Origin of the sequence: Brevundimonas naejangsanensis, from assembly GCF_003627995.1 — a bacterium.
In the GTDB taxonomy this organism is placed as follows: Bacteria; Pseudomonadota; Alphaproteobacteria; order Caulobacterales; family Caulobacteraceae; genus Brevundimonas; species Brevundimonas naejangsanensis_B.
The window spans coordinates 1,895,167-1,915,729 of the sequence record NZ_CP032707.1 but is presented as its reverse complement, the minus strand read 5'-3'; the positions used below and the strand labels follow the sequence as shown (position 1 = coordinate 1,915,729).

General features: G+C 69.8%; 18 protein-coding genes. 5 read left to right on the top strand and 13 right to left on the bottom strand.

The features are described from left to right. Positions 1-49: 49 nt before the first annotated feature. On the bottom strand, positions 50-1,951 hold the full coding sequence (gene serA, locus D8I30_RS15115) for a phosphoglycerate dehydrogenase (RefSeq protein WP_121482457.1): 1,902 nt from the start codon (positions 1,949-1,951) through the stop codon (positions 50-52). 85 nt (positions 1,952-2,036) lie between these two features. After that, entirely contained in the window at positions 2,037-2,576 is a 540-nt protein-coding gene (locus D8I30_RS09045; RefSeq protein WP_121482456.1) for a hypothetical protein, read from the bottom strand. A gap of 193 nt (positions 2,577-2,769) precedes the next feature. On the opposite strand from D8I30_RS09045, the gene D8I30_RS09040 reads away from it, so the two are divergent. Continuing rightward, positions 2,770-3,693 carry an Hsp33 family molecular chaperone gene (locus D8I30_RS09040; RefSeq protein ID WP_121482455.1) on the top strand — a complete coding sequence of 308 codons (924 nt, stop codon included), beginning with the start codon at positions 2,770-2,772 and terminating at the stop codon, positions 3,691-3,693. Between the two features lie 265 nt (positions 3,694-3,958). Here D8I30_RS09040 and phoB read toward each other — a convergent pair whose 3' ends face one another. The 6 genes from phoB to D8I30_RS09010 all read right to left on the bottom strand — a co-directional run bounded on the left by phoB (position 3,959) and on the right by D8I30_RS09010 (position 10,611). Beyond that, the gene (phoB, locus tag D8I30_RS09035) at positions 3,959-4,648 is read right to left on the bottom strand and encodes a phosphate regulon transcriptional regulator PhoB (RefSeq protein WP_121482454.1); all 690 of its coding nucleotides are present in this window, start codon (positions 4,646-4,648) and stop codon (positions 3,959-3,961) included. 46 nt (positions 4,649-4,694) lie between these two features. Continuing rightward, a complete protein-coding gene (gene phoU / locus D8I30_RS09030; RefSeq protein ID WP_121482453.1) occupies positions 4,695-5,456 on the bottom strand; it encodes a phosphate signaling complex protein PhoU in 762 nt (253 codons plus the stop codon). A gap of 10 nt (positions 5,457-5,466) precedes the next feature. Then, a complete protein-coding gene (gene pstB / locus D8I30_RS09025; RefSeq protein WP_121482452.1) occupies positions 5,467-6,339 on the bottom strand; it encodes a phosphate ABC transporter ATP-binding protein PstB in 873 nt (290 codons plus the stop codon). A 5-nt stretch (positions 6,340-6,344) separates the two neighbouring features. Then, positions 6,345-7,640: a phosphate ABC transporter permease PstA gene (gene pstA / locus D8I30_RS09020; RefSeq protein ID WP_121482451.1), complete on the bottom strand. Its 1,296-nt coding sequence runs from the start codon at positions 7,638-7,640 to the stop codon at positions 6,345-6,347. Beyond that, positions 7,633-9,063: a phosphate ABC transporter permease subunit PstC gene (gene pstC / locus D8I30_RS09015; RefSeq protein ID WP_121482450.1), complete on the bottom strand. Its 1,431-nt coding sequence runs from the start codon at positions 9,061-9,063 to the stop codon at positions 7,633-7,635. Before pstC ends, pstA begins: the two co-directional genes overlap by 8 nt. 123 nt (positions 9,064-9,186) lie before the next feature. Then, positions 9,187-10,611, bottom strand: coding sequence for a sensor histidine kinase (locus tag D8I30_RS09010; protein WP_121482449.1), 1,425 nt, complete (start codon positions 10,609-10,611; stop codon positions 9,187-9,189). A 149-nt stretch (positions 10,612-10,760) separates the two neighbouring features. Here D8I30_RS09010 and D8I30_RS14765 point away from each other — a divergent pair, with 149 nt between their 5' ends. Together D8I30_RS14765 and D8I30_RS14760 are read left to right on the top strand one after the other, a co-directional pair. After that, positions 10,761-11,858, top strand: coding sequence for an MHYT domain-containing protein (locus D8I30_RS14765; RefSeq protein WP_240387196.1), 1,098 nt, complete (start codon positions 10,761-10,763; stop codon positions 11,856-11,858). Next, positions 11,825-13,078: an ATP-binding protein gene (locus D8I30_RS14760; RefSeq protein ID WP_240387195.1), complete on the top strand. Its 1,254-nt coding sequence runs from the start codon at positions 11,825-11,827 to the stop codon at positions 13,076-13,078. The genes D8I30_RS14765 and D8I30_RS14760 overlap by 34 nt, the downstream gene beginning before the upstream one ends. 177 nt (positions 13,079-13,255) lie before the next feature. On the opposite strand, the gene D8I30_RS09000 is transcribed toward D8I30_RS14760, so the two are convergent. Next, positions 13,256-13,465 carry a hypothetical protein gene (locus D8I30_RS09000; protein ID WP_121482448.1) on the bottom strand — a complete coding sequence of 70 codons (210 nt, stop codon included), beginning with the start codon at positions 13,463-13,465 and terminating at the stop codon, positions 13,256-13,258. 17 nt (positions 13,466-13,482) lie between these two features. Then, a complete protein-coding gene (gene aceA / locus D8I30_RS08995) occupies positions 13,483-14,760 on the bottom strand; it encodes an isocitrate lyase (RefSeq protein WP_121482447.1) in 1,278 nt (425 codons plus the stop codon). 155 nt (positions 14,761-14,915) lie between these two features. On the opposite strand from aceA, the gene D8I30_RS08990 reads away from it, so the two are divergent. After that, positions 14,916-16,346, top strand: coding sequence for a helix-turn-helix domain-containing protein (locus tag D8I30_RS08990; protein WP_121482446.1), 1,431 nt, complete (start codon positions 14,916-14,918; stop codon positions 16,344-16,346). 132 nt (positions 16,347-16,478) lie between these two features. Here D8I30_RS08990 and D8I30_RS08985 read toward each other — a convergent pair whose 3' ends face one another. From D8I30_RS08985 to D8I30_RS08975, 3 genes are all read right to left on the bottom strand, one after another. Beyond that, positions 16,479-17,324, bottom strand: a complete 846-nt coding sequence (locus D8I30_RS08985) for a hypothetical protein (protein WP_121482445.1) — start codon at positions 17,322-17,324, stop codon at positions 16,479-16,481. 80 nt (positions 17,325-17,404) lie between these two features. Further along, positions 17,405-18,844 (bottom strand): hypothetical protein, encoded by a 1,440-nt coding sequence (locus tag D8I30_RS08980; RefSeq protein ID WP_121482444.1) that lies wholly within the window; start codon positions 18,842-18,844, stop codon positions 17,405-17,407. A gap of 211 nt (positions 18,845-19,055) precedes the next feature. Then, positions 19,056-20,039 carry a helix-turn-helix transcriptional regulator gene (locus tag D8I30_RS08975; protein ID WP_205570684.1) on the bottom strand — a complete coding sequence of 328 codons (984 nt, stop codon included), beginning with the start codon at positions 20,037-20,039 and terminating at the stop codon, positions 19,056-19,058. A 94-nt stretch (positions 20,040-20,133) separates the two neighbouring features. Here D8I30_RS08975 and D8I30_RS08970 point away from each other — a divergent pair, with 94 nt between their 5' ends. Continuing rightward, on the top strand, positions 20,134-20,370 hold the full coding sequence (locus D8I30_RS08970) for a hypothetical protein (RefSeq protein ID WP_121482443.1): 237 nt from the start codon (positions 20,134-20,136) through the stop codon (positions 20,368-20,370). Positions 20,371-20,563: the final 193 nt, after the last annotated feature.

Below are 20,563 nucleotides of genomic sequence, written 5' to 3'. Positions count from 1 at the left end.
CGCCGCTTTTGGCCGGACGCAAGATAACCTTAGGGAAAGTGAACAACGATCAGTGAAGCATGCGGAAGCGGATCGTGCCCGGTAGAAGCTTCAGCGCCTTCAGCGCCTCGCGGTCGTAGTCACGGTCCACGTCGGTGATGACGTAGCCGGTGCGCTCGTCCGTCTTCAGGTGCTGGCCCAGGATGTTCAGCCCCGCGTCCGACAGGGCGCGGTTCAGCTCGGCCAGGACGCCGGGCTGGTTCCTGTGGATGTGCAGCAGGCGGTGGGCGCGCGTCACCTCGGCCAGTTGCACGTTCGGCAGGTTGACGCAGAAGGTGGTGTCGCCGCGGTTCAGATAGCCCAGCAGCCGTTCGGCCGCGAACTCGGCGATGGCCTCCTGCGCCTCCTCGGTCGAGCCGCCGATGTGCGGCGTCAGGATCATGTTCCGCAGACCGCGCAGGGGGCTGTCGAACGGATCGGCGTTGGTGCGCGGCTCCTCGGGGAAGACGTCGACCGCCGCCCCGCCCAGGCGGCCGGACGTCAGCGCCTCGGCCAGGGCGTCGACGTCGACCACATGGCCGCGCGACAGGTTCAGGAACAGGGCGCCGGGCTTCATGCGGGCGAACTGGGCGGCGCCGATGATCGCCGTGTTTTCCTTGCGGCCGTCGACGTGCAGGCTGATCACGTCGGCTTCGGCCAGCAGGGCGTCCAGCGAGCGCATCCGCCGCGCATTGCCCAGGGCCAGCCGCTCGGACAGGTCGTGGAAGATGACCCGCATGCCCAGGCCCTCGGCCAGGACCGACAGCTGGCTGCCGATGGCGCCGTAGCCGACGATGCCCAGGGTCTTGCCGCGCAGCTCGCGCGAGCCCGTGGCCGACTTGTTCCACTCGCCCCGGTGCATGGCCGCCGACTTGTCGGCCACGTCGCGCATCAGGGCGACCGTCAGGCCGATGGCCAGCTCGACCACCGAGCGGGTGTTGGAATAGGGGGCGTTGAACACGGCCACGCCCTTGTCGGCGGCCGCGTCCAGGTCGATCTGGTTGGTGCCGATGCAGAAGGCGGCGACGGCCAACAGGCGGTCGGCGTGCTCCAGCACCCGGCGGCTGAGGTTAGTCTTGGAGCGGATGCCCAGGACGTGCACGCCCTTGATCGCCGCGATCAGGTCGTCCTCGTCCAGCGCGCCCTTCATGGTCTCGACGGTATAGCCGGCCTCCTCCAGCCGCTCGACGGCGGCGGGGTGGATGTTCTCCAGCAGCAGCATGCGGATGCGGTTGCGCGGATAGGACCAGCGCCCGGCCACGCCCTCGGCGTGCAGCACCTCGTCCAGGGAGGCGGCGATCGCGTCGGCGACCTCCATCACCTTGGGGCGGCGTTCGATCTCGGTGAAGGCGTAGAAGCGGTCGGCCGCGCCCTTCAGCTTGACCTCGGCGTCGGTCCAGCCGTCGCCGACCATGACCACCGGGCCGCCCAGCGTCTCGGCCAGGTTCAGGGCCTTGATGACCTCGGGCTTGCCGTTGTCGCGCGACAGGGGGTTGGCCTCATCCACGCCCGTCACCCGGCCTTCGTCGTCATAGATCAGGTCGTTGGCCAGCACATGGTCGGCCGCCACGCCCAGCCGCTCGGCCAGGGGGGCGATCACCTCGCGGAAGCCGCCGGACATGATGTAGATGCGCTCGGCGTCGCGCTGGAAGAAGTCGACGTTGCGGCGGACCGACACGGTCGCCTCGTCCAGGATGCGGTCGGCCAAGGCCTCCACGTGCTCGCGGCGCAGCGCCAGCAGGTCCAGCCTCTGCTTCAGGGCCGAACCGAAGTCGATGCGGCCGTTCATGGCGTCGTCGGTCAGGGCCGCGATCCGCGCCTTGCGCTCGGCGGCGTCTGGCGCGTCGCGAAGCGCCAGATCGGCCAGCGCCTCCAGCGTCTCGATGCGAACCAGGGTGGAATCGAAGTCGAAGATGAAGATGGGCGAGATCATGCGCGGGCTCTAACCCGCCTTCGCACTCGCAGCAATGAAAAGGGACGCCGAAGCGCCCCTTTCCGCATGATTTTTGCCGTAACGCTCAGATCTTTCCCAGGCCGCGCAATCCGTCGCCGCGACGGCGGCTGTCGAGGGCCGCGGCGCCGATGGCCGCGGCGATGGTGGCCATCGCCAGCAGGGCGCCGCCCTCCTTGGCGTGATCCCGCGCGAAATCGCCCGCGTCCTCGGCGTAGCGCCGCGCCTGCCTGGCGTAACGGCGCATGGGCTTGCGCGACTTGCGCTTGGCGCGACGGAGCCATTCGTCGGCGCGATGGCGCGTCTCGGCGCCGAACCGACCCGTTCGCAGTCCGAAGTAGTCGCCCGGATCGGCCGCGCGACCCGACTCGTCGTCCCCGCGGTGGCGCACCCCGCGCGCGATGTCGTCAAAGCGGTGGCGCAGGGCCTCGGCGTCGAACCAGCCCCGCGGGTCCATCCGGGTCTTCAGCCGTTCATAGCGGGTCGGGCCGCTGCGCTGGTTCAGCAGCAGGGCCGCCAGCCCCACCCCAGCCAGGACGGCGACGACGCCTGCGGCGATGCCAGGGTGCTTGCGGACCTCGTCCACGACGTTGAACTGTTGATCCATGGGTCTGACCTCTCGGGACGGAAACTGAGCCTAGGGAGCGGGTTGCGCGGAAAAGGGTTCCCACATTTGCGGTCAAGCTTGGCATGGCGCAGCGACCCGTCGCCAGCCTGAAACGCCGCCCCTTATCAAGCGGGCCTCGCCTCCCTATGTTGCGCGGCTTCCGAAGCCCCTCCCCCGTTTTCAGGATGAAGTCGTGACCGATCACGCGCCCGCCGCCCCTTCCGCCGCTCCGACGGACGACCTCGCCGCCGCCTTCCAGATCGAGGGCTGGCCGGTGCGCGGCCGCCTGGTGCGCCTGGGCGAGACGGTGGACGCCATCCTGTCGGCCCACGCCTATCCCGAGCCGGTCGCCGCCCTGCTGGGCGAGGCCTGCGTCCTGGCCGCCATCGTCGGCTCGGCGCTGAAATTCGAGGGCCGTCTGATCGTCCAGGCCCAGGGCGACGGCCCGGTGCGCTACGTCGTGGCCGACTACGACACGGCGGGCCACCTGCGCGGCTTCTGCCGTTTCGATCCCGAGGAAGTCGCGGCCGTCTCCGACGGCTTCGCCCGCCCCGGCGCCCAGACCCTGCTGGGCCAGGGCGTCTTCATCATGACGGTGGATCGCGGCGCCGACTTCGAACGCACCCAGGGCGTGACCCCCATCGAGGGCGAGAGCCTGTCGCTGTGCGCCGAGCACTACTTCACCCAGTCCGAGCAGGTGCCGACCAAGGTGCGCCTGGCCGTCGGCGAGGTCGAGACTGATCAGGGCCGGTCCTGGCGCGCGGGCGGGGCCATGATCCAGGTCATCGCCGGCGACGAGTCGCGCGGTTCGACCGAGGAGGTGTGGGAGCGCACCCGCGCCCTGTTCGCCACCCTGGGCGACGACGAGTTGATCGACCCGACCATCAGCCCCGAGACCCTGCTGTACCGCCTGTTCCACGAGGACGGCGTGCGGCTGGAAGGCGCCAAGGCCCTGTCGGCCGTCTGCCGCTGCTCCAAGGACCGGATCGCCGCGGTGCTGCAGTCCTTCCCGGCGGAAGAACGCGCCGAAATGGTCGAGGACGACGGCAAGATCCGCGCGACGTGCGAATACTGCTCATCGGTCTATGAGATCGACCCGGAAGAGATCATCGGCTGACGGAAGCGCCACGCCTCTCCCTCCCCGTCCCGGGGAGGGTGGTCGCGCAGCGACCGGGTGGGGGCGGCAAGGCGATCCTCCTCCCTTCTCCCGATGGGAGAAGGTGGCCCGAAGGGCCGGATGAGGGTTCCCGGCGTCCGTCGGCGCAAGCCGCCGCGCGACGGCTGACGCCGACTTACAGGTTAACCCCCCACCCTTTCGCGCAAGAACGATCGCTTCGCTCTCGTGCGCTCAAGCCCTGTCCCGCCGGGAGAGGGAAAGCCTATTAGTTGTTCAGGTCCAGCGAATAGCCCGCCGAGCGCACGGTGCGGATCGGGTTGACCGTGCCCTCGACGTTCAGCGCCTTGCGCAGGCGGCCGACGTGGACGTCCACGGTGCGGGCCTCGACATAGACGTCCGAGCCCCAGACGGCGTCCAGCAGCTGCTCACGGCTGAACACCCGCCCCGGATGCTTGAGGAAGTGGTCCAGCAGGCGGAACTCCGTCGGCCCCAGGTGAATCTCCTTGCCCGCCCGGCTGACGCGGTGGGCGACGCGGTCCATGATGATGTCGGCGTGGTTGACCCGGTCGTCGGCCAGGCCCGGGCGGATGCGACGCAGCACGGCGCGGATGCGCGCGGTCAGCTCCGTCATCGAGAAGGGCTTGGTCATATAGTCGTCGGCGCCGGTGTCCAGGCCGCGCACGCGGTCCGTCTCTTCGCCGCGCGCGGTCAGCATGATGATCGGCAGGTTGCGCGTCTCGGCCCGGCCGCGAATGCGGCGGCAGACCTCGATGCCCGACAGCTTGGGCAGCATCCAGTCCAGCAGGATCAGGTCGGGGGTCCGCTCCTCGATCTGCAGCATGCCCTCCTCGCCGTCGGCGGCGACGGTCACGTCGTAGCCTTCCTTCTCCAGATTGTACTGGAGCAAGGTGGCCAGGGCGTCCTCGTCTTCCATCACCAGGATATAGGGTTGCACGTCAGCCTCTCCGGTTCGTCGAAGTCGTCAGCGATGTAGGGGGTCGTCAGTCGTCCGCCGCATCCGGCCCCAGGTCCGATGACGGGGCGGACAGATGCGGGGTCGGCGTCGGCTCTTCGCCGGGACCGGGCACGGCCTTGGGCCGTTCGCCCAGCATTTCCTCGCCGGTGATCTCGTAGTGGACCGTCTCGGCGATGTTGGTCGCGTGGTCGCCGATCCGCTCCAGGTTCTTGGCCATGAACAGCAGGTGGGTGCAGGCCGTGATCGTGCGCGGGTCGCCCATCATGTAGGTGAGCAGTTCGCGGAACAGGGCGTTGTAGTGCTCGTCCACCTCGTCGTCGGTCTGCCAGACCGACAGGGCGCGCTCGATCTCCGAGGCCGTATAGGCGTCCAGCACGTCGCGCAGGCGGTTCGACACCAGCCGGCCCATGCGCTCGATCGAGCGGGTCAGCGGCTGCATCGGCTCGGCCTCGGCCAGGATCAGGGCGCGCTTGGCGATGTTCTTGGCCAGGTCGCCGGTCCGCTCCAGGTCGGAAGCCAGCTTCATCGACCCCAGGGTGCGGCGCAGATCGCTGGCGACCGGCTGGCGCAGGGCGATCAGCCGGATGGCCTTCTTCTCGATGTCGCGGTGCAGGGCGTCCAGGCGGACGTCGCGCTCGACCACCGCCTTGGCCAGGGCCACGTCGCGCCGGGCGACGGATTCGATGGCGTCGGCCACCTGGGCCTCGGCCAGGCCGCCCATGCGCACCACCTCGGCCGTCAGCTGGTTCAGTTCGTCGCCGTAGGCCTTGACCGTATGCTGGTTCATCGTCGCGTCCTCAGCCGAAGCGGCCCGTGATGTAGTCGAGCGTGCGCCGCTCGCGCGGATTGGTGAAGATCTCTTCGGTGTCGCCGGTCTCGACCAGCTTGCCCATGTGGAAGAAGGCCGTGCGCTGCGACACGCGGGCCGCCTGGGCCATGGAGTGGGTGACGATGACGATGCAGTAGCGCTCGCGCAGTTCGTCGATCAGCTCCTCGATCTTGGCCGTGGCGATCGGGTCCAGCGCCGAGCAGGGCTCGTCCATCAGGATGACTTCGGGTTCGACCGCGATGGCGCGGGCGATGACCAGACGCTGCTGCTGGCCGCCCGACAGGCCGGTGCCCGGCGAGTGCAGGCGGTCGGCCACCTCGTCCCACAGGCCGGCGCGCTTCAGCGCCTTCTGGACGATGTCGTCCATCTCGCCCTTGGTCGAGGCCAGGCCGTGGATCTTGGGCCCATAGGCCACGTTCTCATAGATCGACTTGGGGAAGGGGTTCGGCTTCTGGAACACCATGCCGACCTGGGCGCGCAGCAGCACGGGGTCGATCTTGCGGTCGTTGATGTCGCCGCCGTCCATGTCGATGCGGCCGGTCACGCGGCAGCCGGGGATGGTGTCGTTCATGCGGTTCATCGTCCGCAGGAAGGTCGACTTGCCGCAGCCCGACGGACCGATCAAAGCCGTCACCGTCTTGTCCGGGATGTCCAGGGACACGTCGAACAGGGCCTGTTTGTCGCCGTAGAAGACGCTGACGTCGCGCGCGGCGATCTTGATCGGGCCGAGCGGCACCGAGGCGTTGCCGCCCACGATAGGCGCGGTCGTCAGGCCGGCGCCGGCGTCAGCCGTGCCGCCGCTGGACTGGCCTTCGGGCGCGCGAAGAATGTTGAACTTCATAGGGACTACCACCGGCGTTCGAAGCGCCGGCGCAGCAGGACGGCGGCGGCGTTCATGACGATCATGAAGGCGAGAAGGACAAGGATGGCGGCCGCCGTCCGTTCGTGGAAGGCGCGCTCCGAGGCGTTCTCCCAGATGTAGATCAGCGACGGCAGGGCGCCGACGGGCTCGTCGATGGCGTGCGGCACGCCCGGCACGAAGCTGATCATGCCGATCAGCAGCAGCGGGGCCGTCTCGCCCAGGGCGTGGGCCATGGAGATGATGGCGCCGGTCATCACGCCGGGCATGGCCAGCGGCAGGACGTGGCCGAACACCGTCTGGGTGCGGCTGGCGCCCATGGCCAGGGCCGCCTCGCGGATCGACGGCGGCACCGCCTTCAGCGACGAACGGGTGGCGATGATGATGGTCGGCAGGGCCATCAGCGCCAGCACCAGGCCCCCGACCAGCGGACTGGCCCTCGGCAGGTGCAGGAAGTTGATGAACAGGGCCAGGCCCAGCAGGCCGTAAACGATCGACGGCACGGCGGCCAGGTTGTTGATGTTGACCTCGATGATCGCCGTGATGCGGTTGCGGGGGGAGTATTCCTCCAGCCACACGGCCGCGCCGACGCCGACCGGGATGGCGATCAGGGCCGTCACCGCCAGCATCAGAGCCGAACCGACCACGGCGCCCAGCAGGCCCGCCAACTCCGGCTGGGTCGAGTCGCCCTTGGTGAACAGGGCGGCGTTGAAGTGGGCGCGCACCGCGCCCGAAGCCTTCATCTTGTCCAGCCAGGCCATCTGCTCGTTCGAAACGCGACGCTGGTCCTCGGGGACTGCACGGGTGATCTGGCCCTTCAGATACATTTCCGCGTCGTCCGACAGGGGCGCGGCGACCGGCACGGTCTGGCCCAGCAGGCTGGGCTGGCGCGCGATCATCTTGGCGGCCTGGAACTTCAACTCCGAGGACAGCAGGGCCTTCATGGCCGCGGCCTTGGTCCCCTCGGCGTCGTCCTGGACGCCCAGGCGGCGGATCTGCTGCTCGGCGACGATCTGCTCGAAATTGGCGCCCTGCGGATAGGACCGATCGATCCGCGCCGGGTCCATATAGACCGGCAGGGTCACGCTGTGGGCGTAGAAGGCCGTGTAGCCCTGCATGACGATGCTGCCGAGCAGAATCACCAGGAAGGCCAGGGCCACGCCGATGGCCGCCCGGCCGTACCAGCGGAAGCGGGTCTCGCGCGCATAGCGGGCGCGCAGGCGGGCCTTCAGGCGCTGGGTGCGCGGGCTGACGCCGGTCGAGGGGGAAGCCGCGTCAGTCATACTGTTCCCGATAGGCTTGCACGATACGCATGGCGACGATGTTCAGCAGCAGGGTGACGACGAACAGGGTCAGGCCCAGGCCGAAGGCGGCCAGCGTCTTGGGGCTGTTGAACTCCTGGTCGCCGGTCAGCAGGGTGACGATCTGAACGGTGACGGTCGTGACCGTCTCCAACGGGTTTAGCGTCAGCTTGGCGGCCAGGCCGGCGGCCATGGTCACGATCATGGTCTCGCCGATGGCGCGCGACACGGCCAGCAGCAGGGCGCCGGCGATGCCCGGCAGGGCGGCGGGCAGCAGCACCTTCTTGACCGTCTCGGACTTGGTCGCGCCCATGGCGTAGGACCCGTCGCGCAGGGATTGCGGCACAGCGTTAAGGATATCATCCGACAGGGAGCTGACGAAGGGGATCAGCATGATCCCCATGACGGCGCCCGCGACCAGCGCCATCTGGTTCTGGACCAGGGACAGGTACAGCCCCAGGCCGTTCAGCGGCCCGCCGATCAGCAGGTCGCCGAGGCCGTTGAAGAAGACGCGCAGCGCCGGCCCCACCGTCAGGGCGGCGAAGAAGCCGTAAACCACGGTCGGCACCCCGGCCAGGACCTCCAGCGCCGGCTTGACCAGGGCGCGGGTCTTCTTGCCCGAATACTCCGACAGATAGACGGCCGAGAACAGGCCGATGGGGGCCGCCACCGCCATGGCGATGGCCATGATCAGGAAGGTGCCCGCGAACAGGGGCACGGCCCCGAAGGCGCCCGACGAGCCCACCTGATCGGCGCGGATGGCGATCTGCGGGCTCCACTTGGTCCCGAACAGGAACTCGGTGATCGGCACCATGCTGAAGAAGCGCAAGCTGTCCCACACCAGGGAGAAGATGATGCCCAGCGTGGTCAGCACCGCCACCGCCGAACAGGCGAACAGCACGCCCGTAATCCAGCCTTCGACCTTGTTGCGCGCGCGCAGGTCAGGACGGATGCGGGTGAAGACGAACAAGCCGCCCAGGACGGCGGCGATGAGGGCGGCGACGCCCCCGCCCCAGTTCAGGGTCGCGGTGATGCGATGCGCGCGACGGCCCTCGGCCGGAAGCTCCTCGGCATAGGGCGCGGGCCAGATCTGCTGCGCCTCCTGCCCCCGACCGATGCGGCGGGCGTCGGCGAAGAAGGCCTCGCGGCGGAAGGGCTCCAGCTGGGCGACGCTGTCCGGCGCGCCCGCCTGCATCATCTGGCGCTCGATCGGGGTCGAGAAGACCGAGGCGGCGATCAGCATGGCCAGGGCCGGAACGCCGACCCAGATCAGGGCGTAGAGGCCGTGCTGGCCCGGGCGCGAATGCGACTTCGTCCCCGCGCCGCGACGCAGGGCCAGCATCCGCCCGCCCACATAGGCCAGGACGGAGAAGGCGGTCAGCAGCAGCAGGAAAATCCAGATCATCCGGTCCGATCAGCGCAGGAATTAGCACGCGCCGGGGGTGCGGTGCGTTTCAGCCGGGAAACTGCCCGCCATAGGTCAGCGGATTAAGACGGCACGATGACACTTCTGTTACGGCGCCCAGCCTCAGGCCGCGCCGTTCGACGGCTCGCCGTCCCGCCGGTCCGGCGCCTGGGGGAAGCAGGCGGCGAAGATCGCGCCTTGGCCCGGCGCGCTGTCCACCGTCAGTCCCCCGCGGTGGCGGATGATGATGTGGCGCACGATGGCCAGGCCCAGGCCCGTGCCCTGCCGCTCGCCGCTCTTCTGGCCCTCGACGCGATAGAAGCGCTCGGTCAGGCGCGGCAGGTGTTCGCGCGCCATGCCCGGCCCGTGGTCGCGCACCGTCACCACGGCGTAGCGCTGGCCCGCCTCGCGGTCAGGGGTCGCCAGCGACAGCCGATTGCCTTCGGGCATGCGCGCGGCCATGGCCTCGTCCAGGCTGCGGTTGCGCTCGATGGCGATCTCGATCTGGCCGCCGGGGCTCGAATATTTCAGGGCGTTGTCGACCAGGTTCTGAATCACCTGGGCGATTTCGTCGCGATCCCCCGAGACACTGACGCCGCCGACGTCCAGATCGGCCCGAATCGTCACCTGCCGTTCCCGGGAGATCACACTGACGGCGTCGACCACGTCAGCGGCCGCCCGCGACAATTCGACCCGGCCCAGGGGGACGATGTGCTCGTTCAGCTCGATCCGGCTCAGCGACAGGAGGTCGGCCACCAGCCGCCGCATCCGGTCCGCCTGCACCGCCATGATGTCCAGGAACTTGTCGCGCGCCTTGGGGTCGTCCTTGGCGTGGCCCTTCAACGTCTCGATGAAGCCGGACAGGGAGGCCAGGGGCGTGCGCAGTTCGTGGCTGGCGTTGGCCAGGAAGTCGACGCGCATCTTCTCCATGCGGCGCACGTCCGTCTCGTCGCGCAGGGCCAGAAGGGCCAGCGCCCCTCCGCCCCAGGCGGACTTTTCGCGCGTCGGCAGGGGCCGGACGAAGGCCCGCCAATGCCGCTCCTGGGCGCCGCCGCCGACATAATCCACCTCGGCGCCGAAGTCGTCGAACAAAGCCTCGTCCACCGCCTCCAGCACGCGCGGCTCGCGGATCACCGAGACCAGCAGCCCGCCGCCCGTCCCGCCCAGCTTGAACAGGTCGCGCGCCGCCGCATTGGCCAGGGCGATGCGGCGCCCGGCGATGTCGTCGGCCTCGCCGCCGCTGATGATCAGGATGGGGTCGTCCAACGCCTCGAAGGCGTCCCCCAGCAGGGCCGCGTCCGGCCCCAGGTCGACCGCCGCGCCCGCCTCGAACTCGGCCTCGTCGGCGAGCGTCGCCGGCGCGCGGTTGACCAGCCAGGTCGCAAGCGCCACCGCCACGGCGCCGGCCGCCAGCCAGCCAGCCAATTCTGGCTTCATCACCGCCAGCACCGCCATCACCAGTATGGCCACGCCCCCGCTGGCGCCGGCCGTCCACAGCCGGGACGACGCGGTCGGGGCGACGGGTGACGGAGAATGATCGTAAGGCATTTCGACCGACGTTATCTCATTGTTCAGCAGCCCGACCTAGACTGACCCATCGTCGTCCGCCGACTCGGCCTTCGACGCATACCGTGTGTTTAGCTTGGTTTCTTCACGGATTTACGGCGGAACGCTTACGAGCTGAGGGGAGCATCGCGATGAACGCCATCTTGAGCTGCCTGATCGATCAGCACGACTGGCGGATCGCGCCCTTCGCCGTGCTCGTGTGCGCCTTCAGCCTGGCCATCGCCCTGGTGTTGTTCGACCGCGCCAAGCATCTGTCGTCCCGCGCGCGCCGCCCCTATCTCATCTCCGCGCCTCTGGTCGGCGGCCTGGGCGTATGGACCACCCACTTCATCGCCATGCTGGCCTACGACGCCGGCGTGGCCGTCCGCTACGATCCGCTGAGGACCGCGCTGTCGCTGGCGGTCGTCACGGCGGCTTTCTGGACCGCCATGCATCTGCGCCTCGCGGGAGCCGATGCCGGCTGGCGCCGCCGGTCGGTGCTGGCGGCGACCGTCATCATAACGGCCGGCGTCGCGGCCATGCACTTCATCGGCATGGAGGCCATGCGTCTCTCCGGGGCCGTCCTGACCTGGCACGCGCCGCGCGCGATCCTGGCCGTGGCGGGGGGGCTGGCCCTGTTCGGCGCCGCCGCCCTGCTGCCCCAGATTGGCCGCTGGAAGCGGCTGGCGATGGGCACGACCCTGACCGTCAGCGGCGTCTGCTGGCTGCATTTCACAGCCATGAGCGCGGCGACCCTGTCCCCGGCGCCGGGCGTGCTGCTGCCGTCCGAGGCGGCCAGCCCCGTCATCCTCACCCTGTGGACCGGCCTGGGCGTAGGCCTGACCGTCGTCGTCGCCGCCTTCTTCACCGGCATGATCTGGTGGTCGCGGCGCAGCGCCCTGGGCCAGCTTCTGGAAGCCATCCACGCCATGCCCGACGGGGTGGGCGTCTATGACGCCGACGACCGGCTCGTGCTGTGGAACCGGCGCTACGAGGAGATCAACCCCCATCTGGCCGATGTGCTGAAGCCCGGCGTCACCTTCCGCCAGGTGGTCGCGGTCGGCCTGAACGCCGGCGTCTATCCGGACGCCGCCGGGCGCGAGGAGACCTGGATCATCGAGCGGATGGCCAGCCGCCGCGCGCCCGCCGCGCCGCGCGAGATGCAGGTCGGCGACCGTTGGCTGAGGGTCCAGGACCGCCCCACCACGGGCGGGGGGTGGTCACCGTCTGCTCGGACATCACCGACCTGAAGCGCGACGCCGCGGCCCTGGCCGAGGCGCGCGACGCCGCCGACGCCGCCAACCGCGCCAAGAGCCGCTTCCTGGCCAATATGAGCCACGAAATCCGCACGCCCCTGAACGGCGTCATCGGCGTGGCCCAGGCCCTGACCCGCACCGAACTGTCCTCGCAGCAGCGGGAGATGCTCGAACTGGTCCAGTCCTCCAGCCGCACCCTGCAGACCCTGCTCAGCGACATCCTCGATCTGGCGCGCGTCGAGTCCGGCCGACTGGAGTTGAAGGAAGAGCCGTTCGACCTGGCCCGGGCCGTGGACGAAGCCGCCCTGCTCTACGCCGCCGCCGCCCGCGACAAGGGGCTGCAATTCCTCGTCGAGGTCGCGCCCGAGGCCCGGGTCTGGACCCAGGGCGACCCGGTGCGTCTCAAGCAGGTGCTGACCAATCTCGTCTCCAACGCCGTGAAGTTCACCGCCTCCGGCTTCGTCAGCCTGACCGTGGACGCGACGCCCGCCGAAAAGCCCCAGACCCTGCGCTTCGTGGTGCAGGACACCGGCATCGGCTTCGACGCCCAGGCCCAGGATCGGCTGTTCAACCGTTTCGAACAGGCTGACGGCGACATCACCCGCCACTACGGCGGCTCAGGCCTGGGCCTGGCGATCTGCCGCGAGCTGGCGGCCATGATGGGCGGCGACCTGGGCTGCGAGAGCGAACCGGGCGCCGGCGCCGCCTTCATCCTGACCCTGCCGCTCAAGCCGGCCCAGGCGCCCGCCGCGCCGAGCCCCGCCCTTGCGGCGACCGCCCCCTCCGACGAAGGGGCCGAGGCTGCGCCGCGTCGCCTGCGCATCCTGGCGGCGGACGACCACCCGACCAACCGGCGCGTCGTCGAGCTGATCCTGGACAGCGCCGCCTTCGATCTCGCCTCGGTCGAGAACGGCGCCCAGGCCCTCGAGGCCTATCGCGCCCAGCCGTTCGATCTGGTGCTGATGGACATGCAGATGCCCGTGATGGACGGCCTGACCGCCGTGCGCGAGATCCGCCTGCACGAGGCCGTCATGGGCCTGCCGCGCGTCCCCGTGGTCATGCTGACCGCCAACGCCCTGCCCGAGCACCTCGACAAGGCCCTGGCCGCCGGCGCCGACCGCCACATGGCCAAGCCCTTCAGCGTCGAGGACCTGCTGGCCATGGTCGCCGACCTGACCGCGCAGACGCCTCAGGCCGCGGAAGCCGCGGCCTGAGGTCTTCCAGGCCTTCCCTCATCCCGCTCATCGCGGCGGACGCCGGGATCCAGTGCTTTGGCTTCGAGGCGCTTCGCTCAGCGGTAAGGTCTGAGACTGGCGCTCTCACTGGGTCCCCGGCCTCCGCCGGGATGAGCGGAGAGTGTGAATCAGCCTTCCTCCCAATGATGGCGCGGCCTATTCGTAGCCGTGCGCGGCCTCGTTGATGACCTGGCTGGGCATGGACGAGAAGTCCACGCTGACCGGCCGGGCGGCCTTGGCCTGAAAGGTCTTGATGACGTGCTCCAGGCGGCGGCGCACCTCGCGTTCGGCTTCGCTCGCTCCGTCCAGCCCCAGAGGGGCCAGGCAGAAATCGATGATCGCTTGCGGTCGGGTCAAGGGCTCCATGGGTCTCTCTCCGGGGTTCAGGCGGCGTGGAATTGGGCGGTTTCGGTCGAGTCCTTCAGGGCCGTGGTCGAGGATTGGCCCGACGAGATGACCGTGGCGACGTCGTCGAAATAGCCGGTGCCGACCTCGCGCTGGTGGCGGGTGGCGGTGTAGCCGATGGCCTCATTGGCGAACTCGCGCTGCTGCAGCTCGGAATAAGCCGCCATGCCGCGATCGCGATAGCCCGAGGCCAGCTCGAACATGCCGTTGTTCAGGCTGTGGAAGCCCGCCAGCGTCACGAACTGGAATTTGTAGCCCATGGCCCCCAGCTCGCGCTGGAACTTGGCGATGGTCGCCTTGTCCAGCTTGGCTTCCCAGTTGAACGAGGGCGAGCAGTTGTAGGCCATCAGCTTGCCCGGATGCTCTTTCTGGACCGCCTCGGCGAATTTCTTCGCATCGTCCAGATCGGGGTGCGACGTCTCCCACCACAGCAGGTCGGCGTATTTCGCATACGACAGGCCGCGCGCGATGCAGTGGTCCAGACCCGTGCCCGGCTTCAGGCGGTAGAAGCCCTCGGGCGTGCGGTTCTCGCGGTCGATGAAGGGGTGGTCCCGCTCGTCGATGTCGGAGGTGATCAGCTGGGCCGATTCCGCATCGGTGCGCGCCACCGTCAGGGTCGGCGTGCCGCAGACATCGGCCGCCAGTCGCGCCGCGATCAGGTTGCGCTCGTGCGCCTGGGTCGGGATCAGGACCTTGCCGCCCAGGTGGCCGCACTTCTTCTCGGACGCCAGCTGGTCCTCGAAGTGGACGCCCGCGGCGCCCGCCTCGATGAAGGCCTTCATGATCTCAAAGCTGTTCAGCGGCCCGCCGAAACCGGCCTCGGCGTCGGCGACGATGGGGGCGAACCAGTCGCGCTTGGCGCCGCCCTCGGCGTGCTCGATCTGGTCAGCGCGCTGCAGGGTGCGGTTGATGCGGCGGCACAGTTCCGGCGCGGCGTTGGCCGGATACAGCGACTGGTCCGGATACATGGCGCTGGCCGTGTTGGCGTCGGCCGCGACCTGCCAGCCCGACAGATAAATGGCCTTCAGACCCGCGCGGACCATCTGCATCGCCTGATTGCCGGTCACGGCGCCCAGGGCGTTGATGTAGGGCTCGCTGTGCAGCAGCTCCCACAGGCGGTTGGCGCCACGCTCGGCCAGCGTATGGGTGATCGGCACCGAGCCGCGCAGACGCAGAACGTCTTCCGGCGAATAGGGGCGCTCGATGCCGTCGAAACGGCCGGCGGGCGAAGGAACCAGATCGGCGAAGGTCGTCATGTTCGTCTCGGTCTCGATAAGGCGCGGCCGCAGCCGCCGTCCCCAAGACCTGAACACGCACCCGTCACGAATGACACATCACTAGGAGCTTCATTCAAGTCAAACAGTCACATCATGACACTTGCTTTGAAGTCATGATGTGACATGATCGCGCCATGAACGTCGCCGCTGATCGCAAACTCTTTCTCGGCGGCCGCCTCAAGCGGCTGCGGCGCGAGCTTGACCTGTCGCAGACGGCGATGGCGGCGGACCTGGGCGTCTCGCCCTCCTATCTGAACCACATCGAGCGCAACCAGCGTCCCGTCTCGGCCCAGCTGCTGCTGCGTCTGGCCGAAACCTATGACGTCGACCTGCGCAACCTCAGCCAGTCCGGCGGCCCGGCGTCCGAGGCGGAACTGTCCGAGGTCTTCGCCGACCCCCTGTTTCAGGGTCTGGCCGTGCCGCGCCACGAGATCATGCAACTGGCCGAGGACCAGCCCGCCGCCGCCGACGCCGTGCTGCGCCTCTACCGCGCCTTCACCGACCGCCGCGTGCGAGACCGCGCCGAGGTCGAGGCGGGCGGCGGCGCGGCCCCGACCGACAGCCCGTCCGAATGGGTGCGCGAATACGTCCAGGCCCGCCACAACCACTTCCCCGAGCTCGACGCCCTGGGCGAGGCCCTGCACGACGCCCTACGCGCGGAAGCCCCCGCCCCCGACGAGGGCTTCGAGGCCCTGGCCCGCGCGCGCCTGTTCGCCCGTCACGGCCTGACGGTCCGCACCCTGCCAGCCGAGGTCATGGTTGAATGGACCCGCCGCTTCGACCCGCACCGGGGGCGGCTGCTGCTGTCCGATGCGCTGGGCCCGTCGTCGCGCGCCTTCGCCGTGGCGACGCAACTGGTCCTGATCGAGCACGGGCCCGAGCTTCAGGCCCTGACCGAGGCGGCGAACACCCCCGACGCCCCGACCCGCAACCTGTTGAAGACCTCCCTGACCAACAGCCTGGCCGCCGCCGTGCTGATGCCCTACGCCGCCTTCCAGCGGACGGCGGAGGAGACCGGCTACGACCTGGCCCGACTTCAGGCCCGCTTCGGCGTCGGCTTCGAGCAGGCGGCGCACCGCCTGACCACGCTGTCCCGGCCGACGGCGCGCGGCGTGCCCTTCTTCCTGATGCGGGTGGATCAGGCGGGGAATGTGTCCAAGCGCTACGCCTCGGGCGCCTTCCCCTTCTCGCGCTTCGGCGGGGCCTGCCCGCGCTGGCGGCTGCACTCGGCCTTCCGCACGCCGGGCCGCATCCTCACCCAGATCATCGAGACGCCTGATGGGGGCCGCTGGTTCACCCTGGCCCGCACCGTCGATCGCCAGGGCCAGGACGCCTTCACCGAAGGCCAGGACCTCGCCATCGGCCTGGGCTGCGAGCTCAAGCACGCCCACCGCCTGATCTACGCCCGCGGCCTGGACCTGCAGAAGCCCGAGGTCACCCCGATCGGCCCTGCCTGCCGCCTGTGCGAACGCCACCCCTGCGCCGAACGCGCCGCCCCGCCGGTCGGGCGGGCGTTGACGGTGGACGACTGGTCCAAGTCGGTGAGCCCATATCCGTTCGCCTAGATCTCCCTTCTCCCCTTGCGGGAGAAGGTGGCCGAGCAAAGCGAGGTCGGATGAGGGGTCTCTCAACCGACAGCGAAACCCCTCATCCGTCAGGCTTCGCCTGCCACCTTCTCCCGCAAGGGGAGAAGGGCCTCAGTGCGCCAGCATCAGAGCCACGGGCGCTTCGATCAGCAGGCTCTGCGTCACCCCGCCGAAGATCCACTGCCGCATCCGAGCGTGGCCCCAGGCGCCGGCGATCATCAGGCCCGCCTGCATCTCCTCGGCGCCGTCGATCAGGCGCCGCGCGGCGGGCCGGTCGTCGTGGGCGCGGGCGTCCGACTCGGCCGCCACGCCGTGCCCGGCCAGCCAGCGCACGACGTCCTGGGTGCGCAGCCGCGCCCCGTCCACGTCCTCGGGATCGCACAGCTCCACCACCTTGACCCCGGCCGCCCGTTTCAGCAGCGGCAAGGCCGCGGCCGCCGCCAGCCGGCTTTCGCGCGTGTCGGTCCAGGCCAGAAGGGCGGGCGCGCCGACCATGGAGCGCACCGGATTGGGCGGCAGGACGATCACCGGCCGCCCGGCCCGCATGGCCAGGTCGGCCGGGTGCGGCGCGCGCCAGGCGCTGGCCCCGCCCGCGTCGCGCCCAACGATCAGCACGTCCCCGGCCCGGGCGTGGCGGGTGGCCAGCTCGGTGGGATCGCCGACGTCGCCGCGCCATTCGCACGCCACCCCGACCGCCGTCGCCGCCGCCCGGAACCGCGTCTCGGCCGCCTTCAGCGCGCTCTCGGCCCGCTCCTTCTGCGCAGCCATCACCTCGCCCAGCAGGATGCCCGCCCCATAGGCGTCGGCCATGGGCGTCTCGGGCGCGCAGCCGGACACCCCGATCAGGCGCGCGCCGCCTTCCCCGCCAAAGGCCCGGGCCAGGGAGCAGGCCTCCTTGAGCCGGGCGGGGCAGTCGGCTTCGTCATCGACGTAAACGATCAGACTGGACCAGGTCATCGCGGCCTCCCTTGCGAGCGTGTCCGCATCAACGCGCGAAACGGCGTTACGCGCCCTGATCTCGATCAATTCGGGCGGCGTCAGTCAAGCAGCAGCCGCACTCGCCCGTTCTCGACGGCGTGCGGCACGCCGGTACGGCGGAACAGGGCGGCGATCTCGGCCGCCGGGTCGGCCGCCCCCTGTTCCAGCACCCGCTCGATGTCGGCCGCCAGGGTCGGGTCGCCCGAGACGCGGGTCAGGGCGCCCAGCCATTCGGCGCGCGTCAGCACCCCGTCCTTCTTGTTGGCCTCCAGCAGCGGGCGCAGGAAGTCGAACCAGTCGCCGCCGTCGCGCTGCTTCTGCGCCCCCTCCGCCGCCAGGGCGAAGACGGCGCCGCAGGCGTAGTAGGCCCGGTGCTCGCCGCGCGCGCCCGCCTCGGCCACGCCGCGTCCGCGGCTCAGTTGGACGCAGTCGTCGACCTCGCCCTGCAGTTCCTTGCGGGCGTCATAGGCCGGGTCCAGCGCCTTCAGCGCCCGCACCGCCATCAGGTCGGCCCCGCCCTCGGTGATCCAGGCCTCGCGCGCGAACTCATAGCGGACCGTCTGGCCCAGCCAGAAGTGGGCGCTCTCATGGCCGATGAACCAGCGCGACACCCGCTCCATCTCGGCGCTGGGCCGGGTCACGCCCGTGCCCTCGAACGACATGACGATCAGGCCAGGCAGGACGCTGCCGCCCATGCTGGTCATCCGCTCGGTCGGGCCGTTCCAGGCCGCCATGACCACCGGCTTGTCCCCGCCCGCGCCGGGCCGCCCCAGGCGCTGCATGTAGAACTGGCCGATGCGCGGGGCGAAGTCGCGGATCTTCTGGCCGATCCACGGCGGCAGATTCGGGTCCATGACCGTGGTCAGCCCTTCGCCCGGCGTCACTCGCGCCTCGCCCAGCAGGACGTAGGACCGCTCGCCCGTGGTCGACAGCTCGGCGTGGCGCTCGCCATTGAACAGCACCGGCCCGTCCCGGTCGCGCCAGGTCACGCGCGACGGCCCGCCGTCGATTCTGACCCCGTTCAGGTCCGCCGGCACCGCCTCCGCCGCCTCGGGCGAGGCCAGGGCGAAGACGTCCATCTGCCGCGTCGGCAGGGCCACCGCCCCGTCCGAGAAGACCAGGGTCTTGTATTCGGCCTCCAGCTCGACCGCCTTCGGCTTCACGCTGAAGCGGACATGACGCGGCACGGGGCCGCCGTCCATGCTTCGGATGATGTCGTAGTGGCCGCGCCGCTCCATCGCCACGCCCGGCGTCTCGACCGTCCACTGCCTCGGGCGCCACGGCTCGCGCGCGCCGTCGATCAGCGCCGAGTCCATGAAGGCCCAGGCCGGGGCGTCGCGGTTGAAGGCGTAATCGACTGTCAGCCGTCCGCCCTCGCGCGTCACCGTCACCTGCGGCGCCGCCTCGACGTTCCAGGGGCCGGGCGCGGGCGCGGCGGCGCAGGCGGTCAGCAGGAGGGCGGCTGCGACAGCCCCCGTGGACAGGATTTTCAGACTCACGCACGACTCCTGTTCTGCATACTCACACCCCATCGCTAGGCTTCACGACACTCCGTCATCCTCGGGCTTGACCCGAGGATCGAGCGCAGGGCGCACTCGACCTTTCCAACGTTGCGCACGCCGATGGCCCGATCCTCGGGTCAAGCCCGAGGATGACGGGTGAAAGGTAGAGGCCAAGCCTTACGCCCGTCACCTTACGCTTTGCTCAGCTTTACGCCCGTTCGAGGGCGCGGCCCGCCGCCGCCAGTTCCTCGGCCATCACCGCCTTCAGCCGCTGCGGCCCCAGGATGGTCGCCTGCTCGCCCCAGGTGAACAGGTGCCAGGCCAGTTCGCGCATCCCCGAGGCGCGGAACCGCACCACCACGGCCCCGTCCGCCTGATCCTCGATCGTCTGGGTCGGGTGCCAGCGCCAGCCGCGCGCCTCGTCCGCCCCCTCGGGCGCGATGCGCAAGGCGACCTCCTCGATCTCGTCCTGATAGATGCCGAAGGACTGGCTGGCGAAGGCGCCCAGGTCGAAGTCTTCGGGCGGCCGCGCCGTGCCCTCGCCCGCCTCGACCGAACTCATCCGGTCCAGGCGGAAGGTCTGGATGCGCCCGCTCTCGCGGTCCGACGCCACCAGATAGTTGGCCCGTCCGAACATCAGGCCGCACGGCGCCACGCTGCGGGTCCGCGCCTCCGCCCCCGGCCGGGCGTAGATGAAGTTCAGCGGCCGCTCGGCCAGCACGGCCCCGCGAATCTCGGCCAGCACCGTCTCGTCGGCGCTGGGGCGCGGCCCGGCCTGGACGGCGATGGTCTCGGCCCGCACCAGAGCCTCCAGATCCGGCGCCATCCGGTTCAGGGTGGTCGAGCGCATCGCCGCCTTCACCTTGCGCTCCAGGCTTTCCAGCGCCGCCGCCCGCGCCGGTTCGCCCGCCGCGCGCAAGCCCTGCGCCGCCTTGGTCAGCTCCAGCATCTCGGTCGCCGTCGGCGCCTGTTCAAAGGCCGACAGCCCGCCGCGGATGCGCCAGCGCTTGGTCGGCGGGTCCGACACCTCCTCCACCTGAGGGAACAGCATCAGCACGGCGTCGCGCATCCGCTCGGCCGTGCGACGCCCGACGTTCAGCTGGGCCGCCATCTCGTTCAGCGTCAGCCCCTCGGCGCTGGCCGCCATGCCCCGCGCCAGATCGATGACCAGCGCCGCCTTGTCGTGCCGCAAATGACTTCTCCACAGAGATACGTCCGAAACTGGCGTAATGCTGTCGCATCCTCTCAACATCAGCAAGAGGCATTCGCTTCCAGGAGATCACGACATGGCCTTCGCCCGCACCCCGACGGTTCAAAAGCCCGCCAAGAAGACCTTCGCCGACCGCTACATGATCGTGCCGTGCGAGGCCGAGGGCGACTTGGCCGTCATCTGGGACCGTCAGGAGGAACAGGTCGTGGACGTCATCTCGGCCTCCGCCAGCAGCCGCTACTCCGACGAGGACGCCCTGTGGGACGAGTTCCATGCGGCGCCCGTAGCGCACGACTGGCGCATGGCGGCCTGAACATCCCTTCTCCCGATGGGAGAAGGCGGCCCGAAGGGGCGGATGAGGGTTCCCAGCGTCCGTCGGCGCAAGCCGCCGCCGCAACGGCTGACGCCGACTGAAATCTCGAACCCTCACCCTTTCGCCTATGCCGATCGCTTCGCTCTCGGAGCCCTCTCCCAACGGGAGAGGGAAGCGAAAGGCGGAACCCCTC